This is a genomic window from Antarcticimicrobium sediminis, from assembly GCF_004348975.1.
Classification (GTDB): Bacteria; Pseudomonadota; Alphaproteobacteria; order Rhodobacterales; family Rhodobacteraceae; genus Antarcticimicrobium; species Antarcticimicrobium sediminis.
In genome coordinates, this window is record NZ_SMFP01000005.1 from 146,050 (window position 1) to 171,670 (window position 25,621).

Annotated in this window: 24 protein-coding genes; 7 read left to right on the top strand and 17 right to left on the bottom strand. The window is 62.7% G+C overall.

What is annotated here, in order from left to right; translation table 11 throughout:
- Positions 1 to 76: 76 nt before the first annotated feature.
- The gene (locus E1B25_RS09705; RefSeq protein ID WP_132828793.1) at positions 77 to 1,510 is read right to left on the bottom strand and encodes an aminotransferase-like domain-containing protein; all 1,434 of its coding nucleotides are present in this window, start codon (positions 1,508 to 1,510) and stop codon (positions 77 to 79) included.
- Positions 1,511 to 1,702: 192 nt separating this feature from the next.
- Here E1B25_RS09705 and E1B25_RS22855 point away from each other — a divergent pair, with 192 nt between their 5' ends.
- Positions 1,703 to 1,834, top strand: coding sequence for a DUF1127 domain-containing protein (locus tag E1B25_RS22855; protein WP_425358930.1), 132 nt, complete (start codon positions 1,703 to 1,705; stop codon positions 1,832 to 1,834).
- Positions 1,835 to 1,934: 100 nt separating this feature from the next.
- Here E1B25_RS22855 and E1B25_RS09715 read toward each other — a convergent pair whose 3' ends face one another.
- A complete protein-coding gene (locus tag E1B25_RS09715; protein WP_132828797.1) occupies positions 1,935 to 2,927 on the bottom strand; it encodes an SLAC1 anion channel family protein in 993 nt (330 codons plus the stop codon).
- A 208-nt stretch (positions 2,928 to 3,135) separates the two neighbouring features.
- Positions 3,136 to 3,579, bottom strand: a complete 444-nt coding sequence (locus E1B25_RS09720; protein ID WP_132828799.1) for a PaaI family thioesterase — start codon at positions 3,577 to 3,579, stop codon at positions 3,136 to 3,138.
- A 58-nt stretch (positions 3,580 to 3,637) separates the two neighbouring features.
- On the opposite strand from E1B25_RS09720, the gene E1B25_RS09725 reads away from it, so the two are divergent.
- From E1B25_RS09725 to gluQRS, 3 genes are all read left to right on the top strand, one after another.
- Entirely contained in the window at positions 3,638 to 4,423 is a 786-nt protein-coding gene (locus E1B25_RS09725) for an enoyl-CoA hydratase (protein WP_132828800.1), read from the top strand.
- Between the two features lie 365 nt (positions 4,424 to 4,788).
- Positions 4,789 to 6,135, top strand: coding sequence for a methylenetetrahydrofolate--tRNA-(uracil(54)-C(5))-methyltransferase (FADH(2)-oxidizing) TrmFO (trmFO, locus tag E1B25_RS09730; RefSeq protein ID WP_132828802.1), 1,347 nt, complete (start codon positions 4,789 to 4,791; stop codon positions 6,133 to 6,135).
- Positions 6,132 to 6,980: a tRNA glutamyl-Q(34) synthetase GluQRS gene (gluQRS, locus tag E1B25_RS09735; protein ID WP_132828804.1), complete on the top strand. Its 849-nt coding sequence runs from the start codon at positions 6,132 to 6,134 to the stop codon at positions 6,978 to 6,980. The genes trmFO and gluQRS overlap by 4 nt, the downstream gene beginning before the upstream one ends.
- A 101-nt stretch (positions 6,981 to 7,081) precedes the next feature.
- Here the strand turns inward: gluQRS and hisI are convergent, their stop codons facing one another.
- The gene (hisI, locus tag E1B25_RS09740; RefSeq protein ID WP_132828806.1) at positions 7,082 to 7,444 is read right to left on the bottom strand and encodes a phosphoribosyl-AMP cyclohydrolase; all 363 of its coding nucleotides are present in this window, start codon (positions 7,442 to 7,444) and stop codon (positions 7,082 to 7,084) included.
- A gap of 68 nt (positions 7,445 to 7,512) precedes the next feature.
- Between hisI and E1B25_RS09745 the strand changes: the two genes are divergently transcribed.
- Together E1B25_RS09745 and E1B25_RS09750 are read left to right on the top strand one after the other, a co-directional pair.
- Positions 7,513 to 7,965 carry an iron-sulfur cluster assembly scaffold protein gene (locus E1B25_RS09745; protein ID WP_132828808.1) on the top strand — a complete coding sequence of 151 codons (453 nt, stop codon included), beginning with the start codon at positions 7,513 to 7,515 and terminating at the stop codon, positions 7,963 to 7,965.
- Positions 7,966 to 8,019: 54 nt separating this feature from the next.
- On the top strand, positions 8,020 to 8,658 hold the full coding sequence (locus E1B25_RS09750) for a MarC family protein (protein WP_206338531.1): 639 nt from the start codon (positions 8,020 to 8,022) through the stop codon (positions 8,656 to 8,658).
- Between the two features lie 240 nt (positions 8,659 to 8,898).
- On the opposite strand, the gene E1B25_RS22745 is transcribed toward E1B25_RS09750, so the two are convergent.
- From E1B25_RS22745 to sciP, 5 genes are all read right to left on the bottom strand, one after another.
- Complete coding sequence (locus tag E1B25_RS22745; RefSeq protein ID WP_280960246.1) at positions 8,899 to 9,021, bottom strand: hypothetical protein; 123 nt, start codon at positions 9,019 to 9,021, stop codon at positions 8,899 to 8,901.
- A 369-nt stretch (positions 9,022 to 9,390) separates the two neighbouring features.
- The gene (gene recG / locus E1B25_RS09755) at positions 9,391 to 11,481 is read right to left on the bottom strand and encodes an ATP-dependent DNA helicase RecG (protein WP_132828809.1); all 2,091 of its coding nucleotides are present in this window, start codon (positions 11,479 to 11,481) and stop codon (positions 9,391 to 9,393) included.
- Complete coding sequence (gene ligA, locus E1B25_RS09760) at positions 11,478 to 13,907, bottom strand: NAD-dependent DNA ligase LigA (RefSeq protein ID WP_245510672.1); 2,430 nt, start codon at positions 13,905 to 13,907, stop codon at positions 11,478 to 11,480. The genes recG and ligA overlap by 4 nt, the downstream gene beginning before the upstream one ends.
- 133 nt (positions 13,908 to 14,040) lie before the next feature.
- Positions 14,041 to 14,754, bottom strand: a complete 714-nt coding sequence (ctrA, locus tag E1B25_RS09765; protein WP_132828812.1) for a response regulator transcription factor CtrA — start codon at positions 14,752 to 14,754, stop codon at positions 14,041 to 14,043.
- A gap of 111 nt (positions 14,755 to 14,865) precedes the next feature.
- The gene (gene sciP, locus E1B25_RS09770) at positions 14,866 to 15,144 is read right to left on the bottom strand and encodes a CtrA inhibitor SciP (RefSeq protein ID WP_132828814.1); all 279 of its coding nucleotides are present in this window, start codon (positions 15,142 to 15,144) and stop codon (positions 14,866 to 14,868) included.
- A gap of 141 nt (positions 15,145 to 15,285) precedes the next feature.
- On the opposite strand from sciP, the gene mnmA reads away from it, so the two are divergent.
- Positions 15,286 to 16,431, top strand: coding sequence for a tRNA 2-thiouridine(34) synthase MnmA (gene mnmA / locus E1B25_RS09775; RefSeq protein WP_132828815.1), 1,146 nt, complete (start codon positions 15,286 to 15,288; stop codon positions 16,429 to 16,431).
- A 26-nt stretch (positions 16,432 to 16,457) separates the two neighbouring features.
- On the opposite strand, the gene lpxB is transcribed toward mnmA, so the two are convergent.
- The 8 genes from lpxB to dxr form a co-directional block, all read right to left on the bottom strand.
- Positions 16,458 to 17,609, bottom strand: coding sequence for a lipid-A-disaccharide synthase (lpxB, locus tag E1B25_RS09780; RefSeq protein WP_132828817.1), 1,152 nt, complete (start codon positions 17,607 to 17,609; stop codon positions 16,458 to 16,460).
- Positions 17,609 to 18,403, bottom strand: a complete 795-nt coding sequence (locus tag E1B25_RS09785; protein ID WP_132828819.1) for an LpxI family protein — start codon at positions 18,401 to 18,403, stop codon at positions 17,609 to 17,611. Before E1B25_RS09785 ends, lpxB begins: the two co-directional genes overlap by 1 nt.
- Positions 18,404 to 18,406: 3 nt before the next feature.
- A complete protein-coding gene (lpxA, locus tag E1B25_RS09790) occupies positions 18,407 to 19,192 on the bottom strand; it encodes an acyl-ACP--UDP-N-acetylglucosamine O-acyltransferase (RefSeq protein ID WP_132829001.1) in 786 nt (261 codons plus the stop codon).
- Positions 19,193 to 19,206: 14 nt separating this feature from the next.
- The gene (gene fabZ / locus E1B25_RS09795; RefSeq protein ID WP_132828821.1) at positions 19,207 to 19,671 is read right to left on the bottom strand and encodes a 3-hydroxyacyl-ACP dehydratase FabZ; all 465 of its coding nucleotides are present in this window, start codon (positions 19,669 to 19,671) and stop codon (positions 19,207 to 19,209) included.
- Positions 19,672 to 19,737: 66 nt separating this feature from the next.
- On the bottom strand, positions 19,738 to 20,301 hold the full coding sequence (locus E1B25_RS09800) for an OmpH/Skp family outer membrane protein (RefSeq protein ID WP_132828822.1): 564 nt from the start codon (positions 20,299 to 20,301) through the stop codon (positions 19,738 to 19,740).
- 29 nt (positions 20,302 to 20,330) lie between these two features.
- Positions 20,331 to 22,739, bottom strand: a complete 2,409-nt coding sequence (gene bamA / locus E1B25_RS09805; RefSeq protein WP_132828824.1) for an outer membrane protein assembly factor BamA — start codon at positions 22,737 to 22,739, stop codon at positions 20,331 to 20,333.
- Positions 22,740 to 23,079: 340 nt separating this feature from the next.
- Positions 23,080 to 24,432 carry an RIP metalloprotease RseP gene (rseP, locus tag E1B25_RS09810; protein ID WP_132828826.1) on the bottom strand — a complete coding sequence of 451 codons (1,353 nt, stop codon included), beginning with the start codon at positions 24,430 to 24,432 and terminating at the stop codon, positions 23,080 to 23,082.
- Complete coding sequence (dxr, locus tag E1B25_RS09815; RefSeq protein ID WP_132828828.1) at positions 24,429 to 25,610, bottom strand: 1-deoxy-D-xylulose-5-phosphate reductoisomerase; 1,182 nt, start codon at positions 25,608 to 25,610, stop codon at positions 24,429 to 24,431. Before dxr ends, rseP begins: the two co-directional genes overlap by 4 nt.
- Positions 25,611 to 25,621 lie beyond the last annotated feature (11 nt).

The window sequence follows — 25,621 nt, forward strand, 5'->3', positions numbered from 1 at the left end:
TACGTCAACAGCAAGAATTCTGGATTATACGTTACAAATCAATGCGTTATAAATTAGGTATAATAATACCCCACATTTAGACCGCAATCTGTTCCGGCGGATTGTCCAGCAGCCTGCGCACCCGCTGCATCGCCTGTTCGAACGTCGCGAGCGCAACTCCAGCATTGATCGCCAGCCGCACCGCATGCGGGGCCCGCGCCGTGCGCTGCACGAAATCCTCGGCCGGGCGCAAGCGCACCCCCTGCGCCTCGGCCGCCTGCACAAAGGCCCCGGCGCGCCAGCCTGCCGGCAACGTCAGCCAGAGAAACGGCACATCCGGGCGCCAGACCACTTGATACTCGCCCAACTCATGGACGGCGCAGTGCACATAGTCGCCGATCACCGATAGCATTCGTTCGCTCAGCGCCGCGAGCCGTGGATCGACCAACAGCTTCGCCATCAGATCGGTCAGCGGCGTGGCGAGGCCGAAAAACCCGTGTTCGGCGGTGCGGCGAAGATGCGCGGTGCGCTCTGGCGGGGCCAGCGCAAAGCCAACCCGAAGCGCCGGCGTGATGTTTTTCGAGATCGAAGAGACGTACCAGCTCCGCTCTGGCGCCAGCAGCCGAAAGCTTGGCCCGGCCCCGGCCGCGACATGATAACAATTGTCCTCCAGGATCTGCAACTCACTCTGGCGGGCAACCTCGACCAACTCGCGGCGGCGCGTTTCCGGCGTAAAGGTCAGGGTCGGGTTATGCGCCTCGGGCGAGGTACACAGGATCTGTGCGTCATGGGTGCGCACGGCGGCCTCAAGCGCCTCGGGGATCAGGCCCTGCGCATCCATCGCCACCGGCACCACCTCGGCCCGCAGCAGCTCTGCCGCGCGGCGGAACCCGGGATAGGACAGTTCCTCGACCAGCACGACGGGGCGGCGACCACGCAGCACAGCCTGCATCACCAGCGCCAGCGCATTCTGACCGCCATTGGAAAAGACCACGTCGCTTTCGCGCACCGGCCCCACGGCCCCCTGCGTCAGCCACCGCGCCGCCGCCTCGCGCGCCGGGCGGGCCGCCTCGCGGGAGGGGTAGTGCATAAAACCCGAGGGGGGATCCTGCGCAACCTCGGTTAACAGTTCCCGAATCAACTCGGCCTGGCCGACGTTGGGCAAATGCGGTGAAAACAGATTGACGTGATAGCCGTCGCCCGCGTCCTTGTGTTGCGGTGCGAGGTCATTCTCGAACCCCCGTTCGGGGTCGCCCGTGGTGCCCGTCTCATCCGCCGTTCCCGGCGGCGGCGCCACGAAGGTGCCGCGGCCAACCTCGGCCAGCAGAACCCCCTCATCGGTCAGGACCGTATAGGCGCGCGCGACGGTTCCCGGTGTGATTTCAAGCTGATAGGCCAGTTCGCGAACCGGCGGCAGCTTGTCGCCCACAGTCAGGTCACCGTTTTGTATCGCGCTGCGAATTCGCTCGGCCACCGCTTTGTATTTCGGTCCACTGGCTGAGGAGAGCGTGCCAGTCCAAATTGTACTCATTACAATCTTTCCTTTGACCCGTCACTCGCCGCTATTGTATCAACACCATGCACAACATACATCCGTTGTGTCAATACAATTACATTGGGTGCTCTTATGTCTCGCATGATGCAAACCGGGTCTTCTCCTGTCCTTGGTGCCAACCGGCAACACCAGCCGGTCCTTCCGGTTCTGCGCCGCATTGTCGTCGCGATGGGCTATTGGACCCTGCGTCGCCGGACCCGGACGCAGTTGAACAGGTTGAGTCCGTACATGCTGGAAGACATCGGTATCACACCGGCCCAAGCCAGAAAAGAGGCGGAGCGCCCGTTCTGGAAAGGCTGACACTTTCCCCGTCCGGTAACGGACCCTGACTTGGCCGGGGCTTTGCCCCGGTCTTTTTTTGTTCAATCCCACAACCCGCCCCTGAAGACCGTCGCCAGCCCTATTCGGGCTGGCAGATCTCGTCGTGGAAAATCGCAATCAGCGTGCGGTACACCAGCCCCACGATGATCGCGACAAGCGCCACCAGCGCCACATAGCCCACCACCAGATGCGACCCCGACTGCGCCAAGCGCGCATAGAGGAACGAGGCGATGGTCATCGCGGCGACAGGAAAGGACAGCGCCCACCACGACAGCGCAAACGGCAACCGCAACAGTTTAGGCACCTGCACCAATACCAACAGCGCAAAGACATAGGCTGTGTTCAGCAGGATATGCGCAAAGGTGTCTATCACCCCAACAAGCTGATAATACGCAACAAAGGCCACCGCTGGCGGCGCGATCAGGATCACCAGCGTCGGAAACAGACGCGCCGGGATCGGGTTGTGAAAGACCAGCCGGTTCATCACCAGCGTCAACAGCACGATCCAGAACATCACCCCGCCGGAAAAGAACAGCCATGAAATCTCGGGATGGCCCAACCGCACCCCGACCACGGGGACGATCACATTGCCCACCGCCGGGATGAACCAGGCCGGGGTCAGATGCGCGACCTCAAAGGACCGGTGGCTGATCCAGCCAGAGACGACGGCGATGGTCAGCACCCCCTGCCCGGCCGTTCCCAACAGCCAGAGCACCCGGGCCAGCTGCGGATAATCCGTATAACAGGCCGTCGCGGTCAGCAGCATAGAGATCGACACGGCAGGAAAAAACGCCAGTCGGACCGGATGGTTCCACTCTCCCTGCACCGCCGTCGGATGACGCAGGATCTTGGCGATATAGAACCCGATCAGCGTGACAAAAACCGCCGCCGCCAGATACAGCACCACCTGCGCCACCGGCGCGGCCCAAGGCAAGGTGTCATGGGCGCCGTGCAAGGCCAGCACCAATCCCATCAGCCCCATCACGATCGCGAAGAAGGTGATCGGGAAATGCGCCAAGCGGTGAAACTCTGCCTCTTCCGGCTGCTGGCCGGGGGGGGATGCGTCGCTCATGGTGTTTCCTTTTGCCATTTGTCGGGGACGATGCCGCCCAAGGGGGAGCATGGCCTTGATACAAATCAAACCTATACCCTAAAGATACCTTTTCAGGCACCCCTCGTCAGCCTTGGGGGGTACATTGTACCAATACCAAAAACAGATACAAACCTTGGGGAGTTTTCGGGCCGAAGTGTACACTCCGCAAGCCAGCTCGAATATGCCGTTATCCGCGCGGCGGGATCGAATAGGTCAGCGTGGCATGCGCCACCGGCTTGTCGCTGCCTTCCGAGAACAACAGCACATCCCCCACCGCCAGCGCGCGGCCCAGTTTCAGCAACCGGCACTGCGCGATCAGATCGCGGTTGGCCTCGGGTTTGCGCATGAAGTCGATCGAACAGTTGGTTGTCACCGCCAGCGCTTTTCGCCCCACCCGCGCCAGCACCATCGCATAGACCGCCACATCGGCCAGCGCGAACATCGACGGGCCAGACACCGTGCCACCCGGGCGCAGATGCCGATCATCCGTCAACAGGCGCACGTTCACCGTGTCCCTAGTCAAGGCGTCAATGGCGAAATCCTCCCAGACTTCGGGAAACACCTCCGACAGATAATCCGACAATTCTTCGACGTTCAGGGCCAGATCTTCGACGTTCAGGGCCAGAGTCATGCTTTTCCTCCCGGTTTATTGGCCCTAGTGTTGCCGCAACATCTCTTGGGAGGGCAAGATGGCAATTCTGGAACGTAACGACACGGGCGCGGTGGCGCATCTGCACATGAATGCGCCGGAGCGGCTGAATGCGCTGTCCGACGATATGATCGCGGCGCTGCAAGATCAGTTCGATGCGCTGAAACAAGATCAAAGCATCCGTGCCGTGATCCTGTCGGGCGCGGGCAAGGCGTTTTGCGCCGGTCACGACCTTAAGGAGATGACCGCCGGGCGTCAGGCCGAGGATGGCGGCAAGACCTATTTCAAGGATCTGTTCGACCGCTGCGCACATATGATGCTGACGATCCAGTCGCTGCCGCAGCCGGTAATTGCGCGGGTCCACGGCATCGCCACCGCCGCCGGGTGTCAGTTGGTGGCCAGCTGTGACATGGCGGTTGCCGCCCAGGGCACGCGCTTTGGCGTCAACGGGGTGAACATCGGTCTGTTCTGCTCGACACCGATGGTCGCGCTGACCCGCAACATCGCACGCAAGCACGCCTTCGAGATGCTGAGCACCGGTGACTTCATCGAGGCCGACCGCGCCCGTGACCTTGGGTTGATCAACCGGGCCGTCGCGCCCGAGGATCTGGAGCGCGAAACCGCCGATCTGGCCGCCAAACTGGCGGGCAAGCTGGGCGCTGCGGTGCGCATCGGCAAGCGCGCCTTTTATGACCAGATCCAGATGCCCATCAGTGACGCCTATGCCTATGCTGGCGAGGTGATGGTGGAAAACATGCTGTATCGCGACACCGAAGAGGGCATCAGCGCCTTTCTCGGCAAGCGCCCGCCGGACTGGGCGCAATAGGCCGCAAGACCGACCGGATCGGAGCAGGCTGGGACGGGTTGGGTTGGGGGGCGTTGGATCGGGATATGGTGAATCTGGATCGTTTCGAAATTGCGAAGAATTGTTTCCAACACGCCGCTTCTAAACATGGCAACGATGTGGCATTTGTCTGTTAGTCCAAAAGCCCGTCTCGGGCCGCCGCCGATGGATGGTCCCTCCGGGCCGCTTTCTCTCTCCGGTTCTTATCCGTCTGGCGGCGGTCCTGAGACGGCGAAGACCCCCGCTCATCTCCTTTTGAACCGGCGCTATTTCCGGTCTGGCGTCTCCAGTCGGCTGTTTCCAGTCTACCGTTGCACCACGCGCGCCGCTGCCCTATCTGGCAGAGCATGAGCGACACACTTCATATCGTGGGCGGCGGCATGGCCGGGTCCGAGGCCGCCTGGCAGGCGGCGCAAGCAGGCGTCAACGTGGTGATCCACGAAATGCGCCCCAAGGTGGCCACATTTGCCCATAAGACCGGCAATCTGGCCGAAATGGTCTGTTCCAATTCCTTTCGCTCCGATGACGACGAACAGAACGCCGTCGGCCTGTTGCATTGGGAAATGCGCGCGGCCAACGGGCTGATCATGGCGGCGGCCGAGGCAAACCGGATCCCCGCCGGCGGCGCGCTGGCGGTTGATCGCGACCCCTTCGCCGAAAGCGTGACCGAGCGGCTGATGGCGCATCCGCGCATCTCGGTCTCTTATGAAGAGATCGATTGCCTGCCGGACGAGGGCCAGTGGATCATCGCCACCGGGCCACTTACCTCCTCGACCCTTGGGCAGGCGATTCGTGCCGAGACCGGGGCCGAGGCGCTGGCCTTTTTCGACGCCATCGCGCCGATCATCTATGCCGAGAGCATCGACATGTCGAAGGCATGGATGCAGTCGCGCTATGACAAGGGCGAAACCGAGGAAGAGCGCACCGCCTATCTGAACTGTCCAATGGACAAGGACCAGTACGAGGCCTTCATCGACGCGCTGCTGGCCGCTGACAAGACCGAATTTCACGAAGGGGAGACGGCCGGGTACTTCGACGGCTGCCTGCCGATCGAGGTGATGGCGGAACGCGGACGCGAGACCCCGCGTCATGGGCCGATGAAGCCAGTCGGCTTGACCAACCCGCACCAGCCAGAGATCAAGGCCCACGCCATCGTGCAGCTGCGCCGCGACAACAAGCTGGGAACGCTGTTCAACATCGTGGGCTTTCAGACCAAGATGAAATACGGCGCACAAGCCGAGGTTCTGCGGATGATCCCGGGGTTGGAGCAGGCGCGGTTTGCCCGGTTGGGCGGCATCCATCGCAACACCTTTATCAACTCTCCCACCTTGCTGGACGATCGGATGCGGCTGAAATCCAAACCCAACATCCGTTTTGCCGGACAGATCACCGGTGTCGAGGGCTATGTCGAAAGCGCCGCGATGGGGCTGTTGGCGGGCCGCATGGCCGCGGCCGAGATCCGCGGCGGAGATCTTGCCCCACCGTCGGGAAACACTGCGACCGGGGCGCTGATCACCCACATCACCGGCGGCGCAGAGGCCAAGACCTTTCAGCCGATGAACGTGAATTTCGGTCTGTTTCCGCCGGTCGAAGGGCTGAAGGGCGGCCGCCGCGGGCGCAAGGATCGCTACAAAGCCTATACCGACCGGGCCAAGACCGAATGGCAGCTCTGGCTGGATGCCGCGGAGGGGTGAGCTTTACCACCCGCTTCGCGCCCTCGCCAACCGGGCCGCTGCATCTGGGCCATGCCTATTCCGCGCTGCTGGCGCATGACATGGCGCAAGATGCCGCTGGGCGATTTTTGCTGCGGATCGAGGATATCGACCAGAGCCGGGCGCGACCGGAATGGGAGATGCAGATCTATCAGGACTTGCATTGGCTGGGGCTGTCCTGGCCCGAGCCGGTGATGCGCCAGTCGGAGCGGTTGCCGCGCTATGGCGTGGCGCTGGACCAGCTTACGGCACTGGGGCTGACCTATCCCTGTCGCTGCCGTCGGGGGGATATCGAAGCAGCAGTCGGCGCCCCGCAAGAGGGCGTGCCGCAGTTCGGCCCCGATGGGCGGATCTATCCCGGCACCTGCCGCGCACGCCCGATGTCCGAGGCCGGACCCGAAGACGTGATCCGGCTGAACATGGAGAAGGCAACCCGCGCCCTGCCCCCGCTGAGCTTTACCGAGACCGGGCCGGCGCATGCGGGCACGCACCGGATCGACCGCGACACCCTGTGCCACACGGTGGGGGATATCGTGCTGGCGCGGCGTCAGATGGGCAGTTCGTATCACCTGTCGGTGGTGGTAGACGATGCCGATCAAGGCATCACCCATGTGGTGCGCGGGCAGGATCTGTTCGACGCGACGCAGATCCATGTGCTGTTGCAGCATCTGCTGGGGTTTTCCACGCCCCGCTATCATCACCACCGGCTGATCCGGGATGACAATGGCAAGCGGCTGGCCAAGCGTGACGACGCCCGCGCCATCGCCCGATACCGCGCCGAGGGTGTGACGCCGGATGAGATCCGAAGCATGGTGGGCTTGGGCTGAGCACAGGATGGGGTCGAGCGTGAGATTGGGGGGCGCTGCCCCCGCGCTGCGCGCTCCCCCGGAGTATTTTTGGCCAGAAAAAGGCAGCGGCGTGCGGTGGCCTAGTCGTCCATCGGTTTCATCAGCTCGATCTCCTTGCCGTCGCGCACGGCGGTGTAGAAGCAGCTGCGTCGGTTGGTATGACAGGCCGGACCGGTCTGATCGACCAGAACCAGCAGGCAGTCACGATCACAATCGACCCGGAAATCGACCAGTTTCTGCACATGGCCCGAGCTTTCGCCCTTGACCCAGAACGACTGCCGCGAGCGTGACCAATAGGTGACACGCCCGGTTTCCAGCGTACGCTTGACCGCCTCCTGGTTCATCCAAGCCATCATCAGAACCTCGCCGCTTTCGCGATCTTGGGCAATGGCAGGGATCAACCCGTCGGAAGTATAGGTGAGCTGGGCAGGATCGAAGGACATAGGCGGAAAACCTTTTGCATCGCGGGAACGAGCTCCTATGTATGGGGAAGAACCTATGAGGGAAACCCATGTCCGGCGACACCGACCTGATCAAGCTGTATTCGGCCCGCATTCTGGCGCTGGCCGCGGATATTCCGCATCTTGGTCGGCTTGAAAACCCATGTGCGACGGCCAAGAAACGCTCGCCGCTGTGCGGCTCGACCGTGACCGTGGACGTGAAGGTCAAGGATCGCAAGATCACCGATTTCGCCCAAGACGTGAAGGCCTGCGCGCTGGGGCAAGCCTCGGCCGCAGTGGTCGGCGCGGCGATCCTTGGGGCGACGCGGGCGCAAGTCGAACAGGCCCGCGATCAGTTGAGTGCGATGCTGAAGCAGGACGGACCGCCCCCCGATGCCCCCTTTGACGGGCTGGAGGTGCTGCTGCCTGCGCGCGACTACAAGAACCGGCATGCCTCGATCCTGTTGACGCTGGAGGCCACGGCCGAGGCGATGGAACAGGCGGAACAGGCCGATTGCGCCTGACGGTGCGACGAATACGAAAACTTCATTTTTAGGAGCGCGGGACAGGCAGTGATAATCCACGGCATTCTGGAACAGATCGTGACATTATGGGTCGTGATAGACCCAATCGGAACCATCCCTGTCTTCATCGCGATTACTGCCGGGGCCAGCGCGGCCCTGCGCCGCCGCATTGCGCTGCAAGCGGCGATGGTCAGCGCCATCGTGCTTTTGTTCTTTTTGATCTTTGGCCAAATCCTGATTGATGCGCTTGGCATCGGGCTGAACTCTTTTCAGGTGGCCGGGGGGATCGTTCTGTTTCTTTTCGCGCTGACCATGATCTTTGGCGAAAGCAAGACCGAATCCGAGCAGCGCGCGCTCTCGGACATGGTCGGAGATAAGCAGCGCATGCCGAATCCGGCGATTTTTCCGCTTGCGGTGCCCTCGCTGGCCTCTCCCGGGGCGATGTTGGCCATCGTCATCCTGACCGATAACAAGCGGTTCAGCGTGTCTGATCAGGCCATAACGGGTGTGGTTATGCTGGGCGTTATCGCCGCCGCCTATCTGTTGATGCGGTTGGCCGAGCCGATCATACGTCTGATCGGTGAGGCCGGATCAGCCATCGTCAGCCGGGTGATGGGGATGATCCTGGCCTCGGTCGCGGCCAATGCGGTGCTGACGGCCCTATTGCACATCATCACCACCGGCGAACTTTGAGGCGACGCCATTCGCGCGCCCTTCGCAGCCAGAAAAGCCCTGCCCCGAAAAGAAAAAACCGCCGCGCCTCCTGTATGGAGGGCGGCGGCAGTTATGCGTCTCTCATGCAGGATCCGGGGGTACGCAGACCCGATGACGCGGGCCGCAGAGGGATCGTTTGAGGCAGGTCACCCTTGCATCGAACTATGGGACAGAGATGCAGCGCATCCCCCGGCATGAGGCCGCAGGCAGAAAACGGGGTCAGACCAACCCGGGCAAGTGCAGCGCACCCAACAAGATCACGACCAGCGCCGCCACGCCGATGGCATCTTGCAGCAATGTCTCGCGGTTGGTCATCAGAGCGGTCTTGATCTGGGTCAGCATGGGATCACCTCTGGGTCGGTTAACAGGTGTGTCGGTTAGCAGGTTGTTGTTCCGTGTTGACCTTTTGTTCTCATATTTCCTACCCTTCTGTAAAGAACTTTATGAGAACATTTGTGAACAAATTGAAATCGAATGCCTATGCATCTGAACTTGCACGACTTTCAGAAGGATCGGATGTTCTTCTTTTGTGCAGAAGAAACATCCCCGGGGCTCCGCCCGTTCGCGGGCGAAACGCTCCCCGTTCGAAAGGAAAAAGGGACCAGTGGCACCTTTTCTGACCTTTCTCACCCTTTCCGAGAAGCCTGCTGTCCCCGGGGCTCCGCCCGTTCGCGCCTGAAACCGTCCACTGGACGGTTTCCGAGACGGCGCTCACCCCACGGAAATCCAGCGGATCGCGCGATCCTGACGCATCAGCCAAAGCAGCACCCGTGCGGCGCGGCCCCGGTCACTTGCCAACCCCGGGTCGGCCTCAAGCAGGGCGCGCGCATCGCTTTGCGCCACCGCCATCAGCGCGGTCTGGCGTTCCAGATCGGCGATCTGGAACCGTGGCAGCCCCGATTGCGCGGTGCCGATCAGATCGCCCGCGCCGCGCATTTCCAGATCCACCTCGGAGATACGGAACCCATCCTCGGTCTCGCGCAGAACCTCAAGCCGGCGCCGCCCGCCCTCGCTCAACGGCGGGCGATACATCAGAAGACAGGTGCTCGCGGCCTCGCCACGCCCGACGCGCCCACGCAACTGGTGCAACTGGGCGAGGCCAAAAATCTCGGCCCGTTCGATCACCATGATGGTGGCATTGGGCACGTCCACCCCCACCTCGATCACCGTGGTGGCGACCAGAACCTTGCTCTGGCCGGCCTGAAAATCGGCCATGGCGGCGTCTTTCTGATCGGGGGGCATCTGGCCATGGACCAGCCCCACGACCCCCTCGCCCAGCACCGCGCGCAATTGTTTGAACCGCTCCTCTGCCGCCGTAAGATCGGAGAGTTCGGATTCATCCACCAGCGGACAGACCCAGTAACATTGCCGCCCCTCGGCGATGGCACGACGCAGATGCTCGATCACATCGCCCAAACGTTCGGTGCTGAGAAGCGCGGTCTTGATCGGTTTGCGACCGGGCGGTTTCTCGTCAAGGATCGAGACATCCATGTCGCCATATTGCGCCAGTGACAGGCTGCGCGGGATCGGTGTGGCGGTCATCACCAACATGTCGGCGGCGCCGCCTTTTTCGGCCAGTTCCATTCGCTGGCGCACGCCAAAGCGGTGCTGCTCATCGACGATGGCAAGGCGCAGCGCGGCAAAGGCGACATCGGGTTGGAACACCGCATGGGTGCCCACAAGGATCTGGATGTCGCCGCGCTGCAACGCCGCCAGTTTGGCGCGCCGTTCCGCCCCCTTGTCGCGCCCGGTCAACAGTTCCAGCACCACACCGGCCTCTTCGGCCAGCGGGCGCAGCGCCTCCAGATGCTGGCGGGCGAGAATTTCGGTCGGGGCCATCATCACCCCCTGCCCGCCCGACTCGACCGCGATCAGCAGCGCGAGAAAGGCGACCAGCGTCTTGCCCGCACCGACATCGCCCTGCAACAGGCGGTTCATGCGCTGCGGCAAGGCCATGTCGGCAGCGATCTCGGACAGTGCCCGTTGTTGTGCGCCGGTCGGCGTATAGGGCAGCGCCGCAAGTACCTTTTTCTGCAACGCCCCGCTGCCACGGCTGGAGATACCGCGCGCCTTGCGCTCTTGCCTGCGGGCCAGCGCAAGGGTCAGTTGATGGGCGAAGAATTCATCATAGGCCAGTCGCATCCGCGAAGGAGCTGAGGGGCTGATATCGTCCATCCCCTTGGGCGCATGGGCGGTACGGATCGCCGCATCCCAGCCGGGCCAACCCTGTTGTGTCAGATAGGCCGGATCGATCCAGTCGGCCGGATCGGGTGCGCGGGCCAGCGCCCCCTGCACGGCCTTGTACATCACCTTTTGGCTAATCCCTTGGGTCAGGTGATAGACCGGCTCGAAATCCGGGATAGTACCCGCCTCCGCCACCGGCAGCATGTGATCGGGATGCACCATCTGCGCCATGCCGTCGAACAGCTCCAGCTTGCCCGAAACCACGCGTCGCTCACCCTCGGGCAACACCTGATTGAGGTATTCGCTGCGGGCGTGGAAAAAGACCAGCTGAAACTCCTCCTGCGCATCGACCACGTGGATGCGATAGGCCCCACCCCGGGTGCGCGGCGGATGGTGCGCGCCCACCGTGACCTCGACCGTCAGGGTGCCGGGGATATCGGCGCCGCGGATGGTGTCACGCCGCCGCCGGTCCACCACCGCATAGGGCAGCGAAAACAGCAGGTCGCGCGGCGCCTCGATCCCAAGCTGCGCCATGAGTTTCGCGGTCTTGGGGCCGACGCCATCCAGCGTTTCCAGATCGGAAAACAGCGGGAACAGGATTTCAGGCCGCCCGGTCATGCCGCCCCGATCAGGGCGAGCCAGCCGTCCTCGTCAAGGGTTTCGATGCCCAGTTCGGCAGCCTTTTTCGCCTTGGAGCCCGCGCCGGGGCCCGCCACCAGCAAATCGGTCTTCTTGCTGACCGAACCGGCAACCTTGGCCCCCAGCGCCTCGGCCCGCGCCTTGGCTTCGGGGCGGGTCATCTTTTCCAGCGTGCCGGTAAAGACGATGGTCTTGCCCGCGACCGGGCTGCCGGCGGTATCTGCCACCTGCATCGGCTGGATGTCGAGTTCGGCCACCAGCCGGTCGATCGAGGCCCGCTCGGCCCGTTGGGCAAAGGACGTGACAAGGGCCACCGCCACGGTGGTGCCGATGCCATCAATGCTGACCAGATCCTCCCAGGCGGCGCGGGCGCCATCGGGCAACGCGGGATCTGCGGACCAGATCGCGGTGCGGGTGTCGGCAATCTTTGCCCGGCGCCCCTCCTGCGTTGCGGTGGCGCGTTCGCTCAGGACGGCAGCCTCGGCCAACAGGTGGCGCTCCAACGCTGGATGCGCGGCGTCGAGCGCGGCGATCATCGCCTCCCATGTGGCATAATGGCGGGCCAGATCAGCCGCCCCCACCTCGCCCACATGGCGAATACCGAGGGCAAAGATCACCCGGTTGAGCGGAACGGTGCGCCATTCCTCGATGGCGGCAAACAGGTTCTGCGCCGATTTCTCGCCCCAGCCTTTGACCTGTGCCAGCGGTTTACCCGCCAGATGCCGGATGCCCGCGATGACATGTTCGGCATCGCTCTCATCCACCGGCACACCCGAAGAGCGCAGCATCTCGGCGAGTTTTTCCAACAGCTCTGCGCCCCGCTCCGGATCGCTGAGTTGACGCTCGATCCGGTCGCGCGGATCTGCGGTCAGGCGGCCCGCGTCGCCGTCCCGCTCTTGCAGGCGAAAGATGTCGGCGGGTTCGGAAATGCGGCAGGTGTCATAGAAATATTCGACCTGTTTGCGCCCCAGCCCCTCGATATAGAAGGCGGCGCGGGACACAAAGTACCTTAGCCTTTCCACCGCCTGCGCCGGGCAGATCATGCCGCCGGTACAGCGGCGCACCGAATCCCCCTCTTCCCGGATCGCGTCCGATCCGCATTCCGGGCAGATGTCGGGAAAGACATAGGGCTGCGCTGTCTGCGGTCGCTTCGACAGATCGACATCGGCGACTTTCGGGATCACATCACCGGCGCGATAGACCTGCACCCAGTCCCCGACGCGGATATCCTTGCCGTCGCGGATCGGTTTGCCGGTGGAATCGCGCCCGGCGATATAATCCTCGTTGTGCAGCGTGGCGTTGGAGACCACGACGCCGCCCACCGTGACCGGGGTCAGCCGCGCCACCGGGCTGAGCGCGCCGGTGCGCCCGACCTGAATGTCGATCGCCTCGAGCCGGGTCCAGGCCAGCTCGGCGGGGAATTTATGCGCGATCGCCCAACGCGGCGTGGTGGAGCGGAAGCCAAGCCGCGCCTGCAGGCCCAGATCGTTGACCTTGTAGACCACCCCGTCGATGTCATAGCCCAGCGTGGCGCGCTGTTCCTCGATGCTGCGGTAATGGGCGACCAACGCCTCCGGCCCTGCGCAGAGTTTGGTCAAAGCGTTGGTGACAAAACCCAACTGCTTTAGCCGGTCCATCGCGCCGATCTGGGTTTCGGCCAAGGGCTGCGACAGCTCTCCCCAGCTATAGGCAAAGAATTTCAGCGGTCGGGCGCGGGTTATTTCAGGATCAAGCTGGCGCAGGGAACCGGCGGCGGCGTTGCGCGGGTTGGCAAAGGTCTTTTCCCCTTTTGCCGCCTGCCGTTCGTTCAAGGCGGCGAAATCAGCGTGGCCCATATAGACCTCGCCGCGCACTTCGAGCACCTCTGGCGCGCCGGTAAGCCGTTGCGGAATATCGCGGATGGTGCGGGCGTTTGCGGTCACATTCTCGCCGACCGCCCCATCGCCGCGCGTAGCCGCCTGCACCAATTCGCCGTGCTCATAGCGCAGCGACAGCGACAGCCCGTCGATCTTGGGCTCGGCGGTATAGGCCAGCGTCCCGGCCTCGAGTCCGAGATACTTGCAGATGCTGGCATCGAACGCCGTCACATCCTGCGGGTCAAAGGCATTGCCCAGCGACATCATCCGCTGGGCATGGGTGACCTTGGAAAACCCCTCAGCCGGTTTCGCGCCCACCCGGTCCGAGGGGCTGTCGCTGCGCTTGATGTCGGGAAAGCGCGCCTCGATGGCGGCGTTGCGGCGTTTGAGCCGGTCATAGGCCGCGTCCGACATCACCGGGGCGTCCTCGGTGTGATAGGCCGCGTCAGCCCCAAGCAACAGATCCGCAAGGCGGTCCAGTTCTGCCCGCGCCTGATCCCGTGTCAGGGAGGCAATCTCGGTGTATTCAGTGTCGTTTTCGTTCGTCACGGCCCTGCGCGCCCCACCTGTATCCGGCTCTTTCACCGGGTCCGTGATAGGGTGCGCCACGCCGCAGGTCCAGACGCTGTGACTTCACGTCCGACGGTTCGTCGGATCAGGGTCGACAAATCCGCTCACCAGATCAGGCGGAAGCGACCATCTGCGCCCCGGCCTCTTCTTCGCGCGGGTCGCGCAGCACATAGCCACGGCCCCAGACCGTTTCGATGTAATTGTCGCCGCCGGTGGCCTGGCCAAGCTTCTTGCGCAGTTTACAGATGAAAACGTCGATGATCTTCAGCTCTGGCTCGTCCATGCCGCCATAGAGATGATTCAGAAACATCTCCTTGGTCAATGTAGTGCCCTTGCGCAGACTCAGAAGTTCCAACATCTGGTATTCCTTGCCCGTCAGGTGCACCGGATCCCCCCCTGACTCGACAGTCTTGGCGTCCAGGTTCACCGCGATCTTGCCGGTATGGATCACCGATTGAGAATGCCCCTTGGAGCGGCGGATGATCGCGTGGATCCGCGCCACCAACTCGTCGCGGTGAAAGGGTTTGGTCAGATAATCATCGGCCCCGAATCCGAACCCTTTCAGCTTGCTTTCCGTGTCGTCCGATCCCGTCAATATCAGGATCGGGGTATCGACCCGCGCCAGACGGATCTGGCGCAGCACCTCATGCCCGTTCATGTCCGGCAGGTTGAGGTCAAGCAGGATCAAATCGTAATCATAAAGCTTGGCAAGATCGATTCCCTCTTCGCCCAACTCGGTCGAATAGACGTTCAGATTGGCATGAGTCAGGATCAACTCGATGCTTTTCGACGTCGCCGGATCGTCTTCTACCAAAAGAACGCGCATAATTGAACACTCCGTAATGCGTAAGACATCAACAGTTGCGTTAACCTTGGCGAAAAAAAGTTAACCGCATGTTACCGTCCTGCAGTTTGCACCGGAGGATCTCAAAACAATCTACAGTTGTCTATAGCGTTTCAAGGCCGTTGCTTTCAGCGCCTTCTCACCATGGGTGTCGACCGCGGCGATCCAGGAATGCAACTCCTCTTCGCTGAGCGCATAGCGTTTCCTGGCCTCGCTTTCGCTGATCAGCCCGTACAGGACGCCCCTGACCACCGCCGCCTTGCGCGAGGCAACCCACCTTTGCGTTGCGGCGGGCGGCAGATCCGCCCGCGTCATCATCTTACCGTCCGGCAGCTTTACAGCGCGCGGTCCTTCCACTTTCTTAAGATACATCACCAACCCCTCAGCAGTCCCGCGTCAAGTCTTGCCGCTTAGCTCTTAACGGGGTGTAAAACCGCCTCTTGAGAGTGTATCGAATTTTCCTATATTCCGACAGAGTTCCCACAGACGACCGTTATTCAAGGAGCCGCCGCCATGGCGCTGGACACCAATGCACCGCTGAACTCGCTTGGCATTCCCAAGCCGCCGTCGGAAACCCGCGTCGTCGTGGCGATGTCGGGCGGCGTTGACAGCTCGGTCGTAGCCGCGCATCTGGCGGCGCAGGGCTATGACGTGGTGGGGGTGACGTTGCAGCTTTACGATCACGGCGCGGCGCTGGCGAAAAAGGGCGCCTGCTGTGCCGGGCTCGATATCCACGATGCCCGCCGCGTGGCCGAGGAACATGGATTTCCCCACTATGTGCTGGATTATGAAAACATCTTCAAGGATGCGGTGATCGACGAATTTGCCGACAGCTATCTGGCCGGGGCGACGCCGGTGCCCTGTATCCGTTGCAATGAGCGGGTGAAGTTCAAGGATCTGCTGCAAACGGCCAAGGATCTTGAAGCCGATTGCATGGCAACGGGGCACTATATCCAGCGCAAGATCGGGCCGAACGGGCCAGAGCTTCACAGTGCTGCCGATGCGAACCGGGATCAGTCCTATTTCCTGTTCTCGACCACGCCGGAACAGCTCGAATTTCTGCGATTCCCGCTGGGCCACCTGCCGAGCAAGGATGCGACGCGCGCAATGGCGGCGGATTATGGCTTGGCGGTCGCGGACAAGCCCGACAGTCAGGACATCTGCTTTGTGCCCAATGGCGATTATGCCAGCGTGATCGAAAAGCTGCGTCCGGGGGCCGCCGACGCGGGCGAGATCGTGCATGCCGACGGTCGGGTTCTGGGAACCCATGACGGGGTGATTCATTATACCATCGGCCAGCGCCGCGGGCTGGGCATCGGGGGGTTGAGCGATCCGCTCTATGTGGTCCGGCTGGATGTCGACAAGAAACAGGTCGTTGTCGGCCCGAAAGAGCTGTTGGCGACCCGGGTGATTCCAATGCGTGAAATCAACTGGCTAGGGGATGAGCCCTTTGACAGCCGCGCGGAATGGCATCTGTCGGTCAAGGTCCGCTCGACCCGCCCGCCGCGCGAGGCGATTGTGCGGCCGCTGTCGCCGACCACAGCCGAGGTAGAGCTTTTGACCCCCGAGGAAGGCGTCTCGCCCGGGCAGGCCTGCGTGTTCTACGACCCCAAGGGCACGCGCATCTTTGGCGGCGGCTGGATCTGGCGCGGCGCGTAACCGCCGCGTCGCTGGTTCGTCGCCGGCTACAGGCGTTCCAGCACCGCCCGCGCGGCCCGCAGGCCCGGGGCCTCGCCGCCCAGACCCAGCCGGTCCATGGTCAGCGCCATTGCATCTTTCTGCGCCTCGGGCTGATCCAGCACCCGCAACACCGTCTCGGCGATCAGATCGGGGCGGCAATCGGGGCCCAGACATTCCGGCACCACGCGGGTTTCGCTGACCAGATTGACCAGATTGGCGGTGTCGATCCGCATCATCCGCCGGGCCAGTTGCCAAGTCAGCCAGTTCACCTTGTAGGCCATGACCATCGGCGTCGCGGCGGCCGCCAGTTCCAACGCCACGGTGCCCGACGCGGCCAGCGCCAGATTGGCGGCAGCAAAGGCTGCCCGCTTGTCGGCCTGCGCGGTCAAGGCATCGCTGTCGCGCGGATCAAGGATCAGCGGCGCACCGGGCCACGCCGCCACCATCTCGCGCACCATCGCGGCCACAGGCGCTGCGGCGGGCACCACCGGGCGCAGATCGGGCCGCGCCTCCAGAACCGGGGCCAGAGCCTGACCAAAGACCGGGGCAAGGCGCGTGACCTCGCCCTTGCGCGATCCCGGCAGCACCAGCAACAGCGGCGCATCGCCCAGCCCGTGACGCGCCCGAAAGGCGGTGATCTCTGCCGCGTCGGCCTGCGGCTCAGCCACCACCGGGTGACCGACGAAATCGCAGGCCATCCCGGCGGCCTGCATATAAGGCGGCTCGAACGGGAACAGGGCAAGGACATGATCAATCACGCGCGCCATCTTGTCGGCGCGTTTGGGCCGCCACGCCCAGACCGTGGGGGCCACGTAATGCACGGTGCGGATATCCGTCACGGCCTTGACGCGTTTGGCCACCCGCAGACAGAAATCCGGGCTGTCGATGGTGATCAAAACATCCGGGCGGGTGTCGATCACCGCCTGCGCGGTCTCGTCTATGCGGCGTTTGAGGTCGAAATACCTTGGCAGCACCTCGGCGATGCCCATGATGCTGAGTTCATCCATCGGAAAGCGGCTGACAAGTCCCTGCGCCTGCATCTGTGGCCCGCCGACACCGTCAAAGGTCACACCGGGGGCAAGCTGGTGCAACCCCTCCATCAGCGCGCCCCCCAGCCGATCGCCCGACGGCTCTCCCGCCACCAGAAAGACGCGCATCAGAGCTGCGGCTCGCGCGACCAGAGGAACATGCCCATCCGGTCGCAGGCGGCAATCACCCCGGGCTGATCAAGGACGATAACGCCCCCGGCCTCGATCACGATCCCCTCAAGCCCGGCCCCGGCGGCGGCGCGCACGGTTTCGGGGCCAATGGTCGGCAGATCTGCGCGCACGTCCTGCCCCGGTTTTGGCGCCTTGAACAGCAGCCCGCCCTCGCCATCTGGCCGGGCCGCGAGGCTGGTCAGCATCCAGTCGGTGCCGAACACCCCCTCGACTGCCAGCGCCTGACCGTTGTGCACCGCACAGGCTTGACCGATATCCACCGATGCCATCGCCGCCACGATCCCAGCGCCGCGCCCCGCATCGCCACGATGGGCGTCCGTCGGTTGCGCCCCGGTGGGCACCCCCGGCGCCAGCAGCAAGCCCGGCGCGGCCTGATGGGCGGCCACAACCTGCAATCCCGCCTGTTCGAAAATGCCGATCAATGCGCGCAACGCGCCGTCATCGCCGCCTTGCAAGGCCTCGGACAGGACCGGCACAAGCGGCAGGGTCGCCGCGTCGATCACGGCCGGGTCGATCTGCGGCCGTCCGATCGCGCCCGCCATGCAGATACGCGTCACCCCGCGCGCTTTCAGATCGGCCAACAAGGTGCCAAGGGTTTCAATGCGAAACCACAGATCCACCTCCAGACGCTTGGGCGGATCGCTTTCCAAAGCGCAGATGATTGGCGCCACCTCCTGCGCCGTCGCGACGGCCTCGGGCAGCGCACCGCGCCCGGCGATCAGGGCCAGCACCCCTTAGCTCCCCGGTGTGAGGAAGGACCGGTCGCTATCCCCCATCACGAATTCGACGATCTGGCGCACATATTCGCTGTCGGTCTCTTCGCCCAGCCGGCGGGCGCGGTCCTGAAAGGTGCCCTCGCCCTGGGCCAGCATCTGAAATGCAGCCCGCAGCGCGGTGATATCCGAGCGCGGCACACCGCGCCGCTTGAGCCCGACAAGGTTCAAACCGTCCAGCTCGCCCCGTGGGGCCTGAACCAAACCGTAAGGGATGACATCATTCGTCACCTTGGTCAGCGCACCGATGATGGCACCGCGTCCGACCCGGACCCACTGGTGAATGCCCGACATGCCGCCGACGATCACATCGTCCTCCAGCAGGCAATGCCCGGCCACGGCCGCGTTGTTCACCAGGATCACCCGGTCGCCGATCTGGGCATCATGGGCAACGTGGCACCCGGCCATGAACAGCCCGTCATCGCCTACGCGGGTGATGCCGCCCCCGCCCTTGGTTCCCGGATTCATGGTCACATGTTCACGGATTCGGTTGCGCGCACCGATGATCAGGCGGGTATCCTCGCCCTGATACTTCAGATCCTGCGGCACCTCGCCGATCACGGCGAAGGGAAAAATCACGGTGTCCTCACCGATCTGGGTATCACCGGTCACGATCACATGGCTTTTCAGCTCCACCCGGTCGCCCAGCACCACCTGCGGCCCGATCAGACAAAACGGCCCGACAACGCAGCCCTCGCCAAGTTGCGCCCCGTCTTCAATGATCGCACTTGGATGCACACCGCTCATGGCGCTCATGGCGATCAATCCTTCTGAATGTCGACCATGGCAGAGAATTCCGCCTCGGTCGCGAGTTCGCCGTCAACTGTCGCCCGACCGGAGAATTTGAAGATCTTCCCCCCCGGCTTGCCGCGCAGCGTGGTGATCTGCATCTCCAGCACATCGCCGGGCACGACCTTTCGGCGGAATTTGCACTTGTCGATATTCATGAAATAGATCAGCAGATCGGAGTCGATGATATCCATCCCGACGCCCAGCATCACGCCCGCCGTCTGCGCCATCGCCTCGACGATGGTAACGCCCGGCATGATCGGTGTCCCGGGGAAGTGGCCCTGAAAATGCGGCTCGTTCATCGTCACGTTCTTGATCCCGCGCGCCGAACTATAGCCGTCGATATCGACCACCTTGTCCACCAGCAGGAACGGATACCGGTGAGGGAGGATCCGTTGAATGAGATGGATATCCGCGCTTTTCAACTCTGCGGTCATGGACAATTCCCCGTTAGTGAACGTTGCGGACTGACTAGCAAGCACGCCCCGGTTGGGCAAGTCGCGCTATTGATCGCCGATGGCCCCGTTTTTGCCACCGTCGCCGATGGCGGCATCAATGCGACTGATGGCACGGTCGGTTATATCGGTGGCATTGGCGCTGAGAAAGACATTGCTGCGCTCTAGGATCACACCGGCCCCGCTTTCGCGCATCAGCGTTTCAAGCACCGGGCGGGCGGTATTCAGAAACTCACCCCGCGCCTTGTCGGCCCGCTGGTTCAGCGCCCGCGCCTTGGCGTCCTGTGCCTTGCGGATCGACTGTACTTTTTCGTCAAAGGCGTCTGCCAGCGTGCGAAAGGCGTCTGGCGCAATCTCGGAGCGGCGCGCCGTCAGATCTTTTTCCTCGGCCATCAGATCCGCTTCAATGCGCCTATTCTCGGCGGCGAGCACGGCGCTTTCGGCTTCGATCTCGTTCGCCGTGCGCCGACCAAAGGCCGATTCAGCGAACAACCGGTCGGTTTCGATGGTCAGGATTGCGGACTGCGCCACCCCCAGTTGCTGCGCCGACCCCGGCCGCAGCGGCAGGATCAGCGCAGTCAGGGCCAAAGCAAAGACCAAGATCGGCCGCATATGAACACCCATACGTGCCAAGCGGGGAATCAGAACGTCGCCTGAAGCGTCAAGTCGAAGGCCTGTTCCTTGTCATAGGATTCCTTCTTGAGCGCCTTGGAGAAGTTGAACCGCAGCGGCCCAAGACCCGTATTCCAAAGGAACGAAAGACCGATCACCGAGCGCCAAGCGCCATCCGCCCCCACGATACAACTCGACGTGCCGCCGGTCCCGCAGGTCGAGGACGCCGCCGCAGTATTCACGTTGCTGAGATCCCAAAGGTTGCCGACATCAAGGAACACACCGCCACGAAGTCCGACCTCCTCGGGCAAGCCGAGCGGGAATTCAGCTTCGAACCGTGCCACCGCATAAAGGTTTCCGCCCAAAGCGTCGTCATAGGCAGCGCCACTTGAATCCGGCGACATGTCGCGCGGCCCGATGCCATAGGATTCAAATCCGCGCATGATGTCCGAAGACAAAGACAAGCGGTCCACGGTGCGGCTGTCGTTGTTTCCCATCCAGTTGAGCGCCCCCGCCTCAAAGGTCGCGCGCAACGTGACCTCTTCGTTCAGGATCTTTTTCTGCGCGATCGCCTTGATGTTGGTTCTGAGATATTCGTTGTCGCCCCCCAGCCCGGCATAATCGGACCCCAGCGAGAACAGAAATCCAGCCGTCGGGTCGAGCCCGGTCAGCCGGCTGTCATAGGTATAGGTAAAGCCAAGCCCACTGGACGTCATCGCACCCTGCGCGATTTCCGTCGCGACCACCGGCCCCTCAATCGAGGTATCCCGCGTCTTCATTTCGCTGCCATTCCAGGAATAGCGCACGTTCAGCGTCGAATTCTCGGCCAGTTGAAATGTCAGCGCCGGCGAGAAGTACGCAACCCCGGTGTCAAAACTGGTGTAATTCGAATTCGACTCGGAGTACCCCACACCCAGATCAAATTTCAGATCACGTCCCAACAGGAACGGCTCCGAAAAGTTGAAGACATAGGCTTCCGCATCCTCAGTGGTCGAAAACGTCACGCCAAGCTTCTGCCCACGCCCGAGGAAGTTGTTTTCAGTCAGACCGATGGCGAGGCCGACCCCGTCACTGACAGAGTAGGACCCACCCAAGCTTAGCGACCCGGTGCCTTTTTCCTCGACGTTCACATCGACGATGACCTGTTCGGGCGACGACCCTTCGCGCGCGTTCACCTCGGCCTTTTCAAAAAAGCCCAAGGCGCGGATACGTTCGGCGCTGGCGCGAATCTCACGTTGGTTGAACGGGTCCCCCTCAGAGATCTTGAACTGTTGGCGGACAACACGGTCGAGCGTGGTGGTGTTGCCCTCGATATCGATCCGTTCGACAAAAATGCGCGGCCCCCTGGTCAGGGCGAACTCCACATCCAGCGTCAGGTCACGGTCGTTGCGGGTGATGCGCGGCTCAACACGCAGGAAATCAACACCCTGTTTGACCGCCAAACGTTCCAGCCGGGCGATCTCGTTCTCGACCAGCGAGGGCGAATAGACCACGCCGGACCGGATCTTGACCGCGTCGCCATAAGCGGTGACATCGACACCTGCATATTCGCTGACCGTCGAGACCTTGCCAAAGCGGAACTGCTGCCCCTCTTGCACGTCCATCACCAGATAGAAGGCATCTCGTTCGCGGGTAAATTCCACATTGGCGCTGTTGACGCGAAAATCGACATAGCCGCGCGACAGATAGAAATCACGCAACACGCGCTTGTCGAACTCGATCCGGTCCTCAATCAAGGTGTCGGAGCGGACGAAGGTGCGCAGGATACTGGCTTGTTTCGTCTGAAGCACCCGGCGCAAGCGGCGGTCGGAATAGATGCGATTGCCGACAAAGCTGACCCGCTCCACTTCAATGGTGGTACCCTCAGAGACCTCGAAGACCAGATCGACGCGGTTGTCGACGCGGCGGATAATGCGCGGCGTGACGGTCGCGGCAACGCGGCCCTGTTGCGAATAAGCCGTGGCGATGGCGTTGGCGTCGCGTTCGGCCTGGGCCGGGTTGAACACCTGCCGTGAGGTGGACTTGATGATCTTGGCCAGATCTTCGTCCTTGATGCGACGGTTGCCCTCGAAATTGATCACGTTGAGCGTCGGATACTCGGTAACCGAGATCACCAGCGTTCCGCCCCGTGGAGTCAAATCGACGGTTTCGAACAACCCGCTGGCCAGAACCCGCTGATAGGCGTCGTTCAACTCACCGGCCGAGACCGATTTGCCGCGCGCAATTCCGGCATATGACACGATACTCGCCGCCTCGATCCGCTGGTTCCCCTCAACGCGGACCGAATTGAAACGATAGTCCTGCGCCTCTGCTGCGCGTGGCAGCGACAGCAAAAAGACCGACACGAAAAAAACCAACGCGGGCAGCGCACGGTGCAAGACGGTGCCTCCAAAGCCACGTTCAGCGCAGGAAATTCCTACGGTGCTCCGCAATCCCATTTTTTAAACCCAGTAGTTAGCAGACATTGGGAAAATGAGTATCGGGATTGCCCGTCGATGTCAAAAGGCCAGTTGGCGATTTCCGCCCCATTCGACCCATCGCCGCCCGATCAGACCAAACTAACCATCCAAGCCCCAAGCCCCAACGCAATCGCAATGGTCGCTAGGTACAAGATCAGGTCCCAGTTCAGTTCCATGATCAGGCCCAGCCCGCGGTACGAGTGATGTAAAACCTGCATCCCTTGGTCCTTCCGGCTTTCACTTTCAGCTGTCTGGACCGTAGGGGGCGATTATGGCAACACTTTGGCGATGGGCCTTGCTGGCAAGGTTTATACCCTGCTCAGCAAAACAGATCGTTCCCCAGCGCGAACACCATCAGCGACAGAATCAGCGCCAGTCCGATGGCCATCAGGATCCGCACCGCGCCGTCGCTCGGCGGTTTGCGGAACACGGCCTCATAGGCGTAGAACATCAGATGTCCGCCATCGAGCGCCGGGATCGGGAACAGGTTGAGCAGCCCCACGGCGGTGGACAGCACCGCGATAAAGGAAATGAAGCTCTGCGCGCCCTGGCTGGCCATCGCGCCCGAGGTTTCGGCGATCCCGATCGGCCCCGAGATGTTGCAGGTGCTGATCGCGCCGGTAATCATATGCCACATCCCGGAAAGCGAGCTGCGGATGATGCTCCAGGTCTGGACCAGACCACCGGTAAACGCCTCAAACGGCCCGGTGGTTTGGGTGGCCGGTTCGAACGCCATGTCCCCGGCGATGCCGATCCGCCATTGCGTGGCGAATCCGCCATCTACCGTCGGCTCGTCCGTGCGCCGCGGGGCGAGGGTGAAATCCAGCACGTCGCCGTCCCGCCAGACCTTCAGCAACAGCGCGCTCCCGTCCGAGGATTCGACCGCCTGTTTCAGCTGATCAAAGGCATGAATCGGTTGCCCGTCCACCGCCGTGATGACATCGCCCGACTGCAGGTCGATATCCATCGCCGCACTGCGCGGGGCCACCCGGCTGATATAGGGCGGGAAAGGGTGTGGCCCCTGAACGGTCATCTCATGCCCGTCACGACGGACACGATACTCCAGCGACGCCGCCACCGGCAACGCCTCGGTAAAGACACTCCAAGAGGCGCCATCGAGAAAACTGGGGGCCGGATTCCCGGCAACAGACAGCACCTCGTCGCCGACCTGCAATTCGTTCGCCACCCCCGGCAGCGGATGCAGCGCCCCCACCGTCAGCGGATCGCGGGCCACGCCCTGCACCATGAAGACCCCGGTAAAAACCACAATCGACAGCACGAAATTGAAAACCGGGCCAGCCATCACCGTCGCCGTGCGTGCCCAGAGCGGGGCCCCATGCATCGTATGACGCAGATCATCGGGGTTCTTGCGATAGATCTCGGCCATGGTCTGCCCATCCTTGCCCGAGGCCGCATCGGCATCACCAAGAAATTTGACATAGCCGCCAAAGGGCAACAGCGCGATCTGCCAGCGGGTTCCGCGCTTGTCCTTGCGGCTCCACAGCACCGGACCAAAGCCAAGCGAGAACACCTCGGCGTGAATGCCAGACCAGCGCCCAACGATGTAATGACCGTATTCATGCACAGCCACGATCACGGACAGGGCCACGACAAAAGCGGCGATAGTATAGATCAAACCGCCAAACTGCGGAATAAGCTCAATAATATTCAAAACCTTTGCCCTGCCTTCTTTGTCATCGCCTCATCCGCCCATACCCGAGCGAGATGGTCGGTTTGCAACACGTTATCAAGGGTCATTGCGGCGCTGACGTGGCTGCCCTGTGCCGCGAACCGGTCGAGAACACTCTCCACGACCCCCGCCATATCGAGAAATCCGATCTGTCCCGCGATAAACCCGTCCAGGCTGCGTTCCTTGGCGGCGGTGAACGCCGCGCCTGAAAGCCCGCCCAGATCCATCACCGCGCGCGCCAGTCGCAGCGCCGGATAACGGGCCGCATCTGGGGCCCGGAATGTCATCTGCCCAACCTGCGCCAGATCCAGCCGCGCCACCGGCAGCGGTCGCCGCTCGGGCCAGTGCAGCGCATAGCCGATCGCATGGCGCATGTCGGGGGCGCCAAGATGCGCCATCATGGCCCCGTCGTTGAAGCCAACCATCGCATGGATCATGGATTCTGGATGCACCAGAACCTCGATCTGATCCGGGCGCACACCAAAAAACTCTCGTGTTTCAATGACTTCCATCGCCTTGTTGAACATCGAGGCGCTGTCGATGGTGATCCGCTGGCCCATATCCCAATTTGGATGACTGGAGGCCTCGGCCACGGTGGCCGCGGCCAGTTTGTCCAGCGGCCAGTCGCGAAAGGCGCCACCAGAGGCGGTGATCACGATCCGCTCTACCGCCGCCAAATCTTCGCCCGCCAGCGCCTGAAATACGGCGGAATGTTCGCTGTCGACCGGCAGCAGACGCGCACCGTGTCGCCGCGCCGTCTCCAACACCAGCGCCCCGGCGCAGACCAGAGATTCCTTGTTGGCCAGCGCCAGCGTGGTGCCCTGCTCCAGCGCCGCGAGACCGGGCGCCAGACCGGCAGAGCCAAGAATCGCGGACATGATCCAGTCGGCGGGACGGCGGGCGGCCTCGATCAGCGCCCCGGCCCCTGCGGCCACCTCCACCCCGGAGCCCGCAAGCGCCGTGCGCAGATCGTCCAGCCGATCCTCATAGGCGGTCACCGCGATCTCGGCCCCCAGCGCGCGCGCATCTTCTGCCAGCCGGGCGATATTCGCCCCGCCGGTCAGTGCCACCACCTTGTAGGCATCGGGTTGGCGTCGGATCAGGTCGATCGTGTTTTGCCCGATCGACCCGGTCGCGCCCAGGATCGTCACCCGTCGCATCACTCTGGTCC

Excerpts from the sequence above, each read along its gene's own strand:
- E1B25_RS09745 (WP_132828808.1), top strand. The coding sequence starts at position 7,513 with ATGTCCGGCGACACCGACCTGATCAAGCTGTATTCGGCCCGCATTCTG.
- E1B25_RS09800 (WP_132828822.1), bottom strand. The coding sequence starts at position 20,301 with ATGCGGCCGATCTTGGTCTTTGCTTTGGCCCTGACTGCGCTGATCCTG.
- E1B25_RS09725 (WP_132828800.1), top strand. The coding sequence starts at position 3,638 with ATGGCAATTCTGGAACGTAACGACACGGGCGCGGTGGCGCATCTGCAC.
- E1B25_RS22855 (WP_425358930.1), top strand. The coding sequence starts at position 1,703 with ATGGGCTATTGGACCCTGCGTCGCCGGACCCGGACGCAGTTGAACAGG.
- E1B25_RS22745 (WP_280960246.1), bottom strand. The coding sequence starts at position 9,021 with ATGCTGACCCAGATCAAGACCGCTCTGATGACCAACCGCGAGACATTG.
- ctrA (WP_132828812.1), bottom strand. The coding sequence starts at position 14,754 with ATGCGCGTTCTTTTGGTAGAAGACGATCCGGCGACGTCGAAAAGCATC.
- recG (WP_132828809.1), bottom strand. The coding sequence starts at position 11,481 with ATGACCGGGCGGCCTGAAATCCTGTTCCCGCTGTTTTCCGATCTGGAA.
- dxr (WP_132828828.1), bottom strand. The coding sequence starts at position 25,610 with ATGCGACGGGTGACGATCCTGGGCGCGACCGGGTCGATCGGGCAAAAC.
- hisI (WP_132828806.1), bottom strand. The coding sequence starts at position 7,444 with ATGTCCTTCGATCCTGCCCAGCTCACCTATACTTCCGACGGGTTGATC.
- lpxA (WP_132829001.1), bottom strand. The coding sequence starts at position 19,192 with ATGAGCGGTGTGCATCCAAGTGCGATCATTGAAGACGGGGCGCAACTT.
- mnmA (WP_132828815.1), top strand. The coding sequence starts at position 15,286 with ATGGCGCTGGACACCAATGCACCGCTGAACTCGCTTGGCATTCCCAAG.
- trmFO (WP_132828802.1), top strand. The coding sequence starts at position 4,789 with ATGAGCGACACACTTCATATCGTGGGCGGCGGCATGGCCGGGTCCGAG.
- sciP (WP_132828814.1), bottom strand. The coding sequence starts at position 15,144 with ATGTATCTTAAGAAAGTGGAAGGACCGCGCGCTGTAAAGCTGCCGGAC.
- E1B25_RS09705 (WP_132828793.1), bottom strand. The coding sequence starts at position 1,510 with ATGAGTACAATTTGGACTGGCACGCTCTCCTCAGCCAGTGGACCGAAA.
- bamA (WP_132828824.1), bottom strand. The coding sequence starts at position 22,739 with ATGGGATTGCGGAGCACCGTAGGAATTTCCTGCGCTGAACGTGGCTTT.
- lpxB (WP_132828817.1), bottom strand. The coding sequence starts at position 17,609 with ATGCGCGTCTTTCTGGTGGCGGGAGAGCCGTCGGGCGATCGGCTGGGG.
- E1B25_RS09720 (WP_132828799.1), bottom strand. The coding sequence starts at position 3,579 with ATGACTCTGGCCCTGAACGTCGAAGATCTGGCCCTGAACGTCGAAGAA.
- E1B25_RS09715 (WP_132828797.1), bottom strand. The coding sequence starts at position 2,927 with ATGAGCGACGCATCCCCCCCCGGCCAGCAGCCGGAAGAGGCAGAGTTT.
- fabZ (WP_132828821.1), bottom strand. The coding sequence starts at position 19,671 with ATGACCGCAGAGTTGAAAAGCGCGGATATCCATCTCATTCAACGGATC.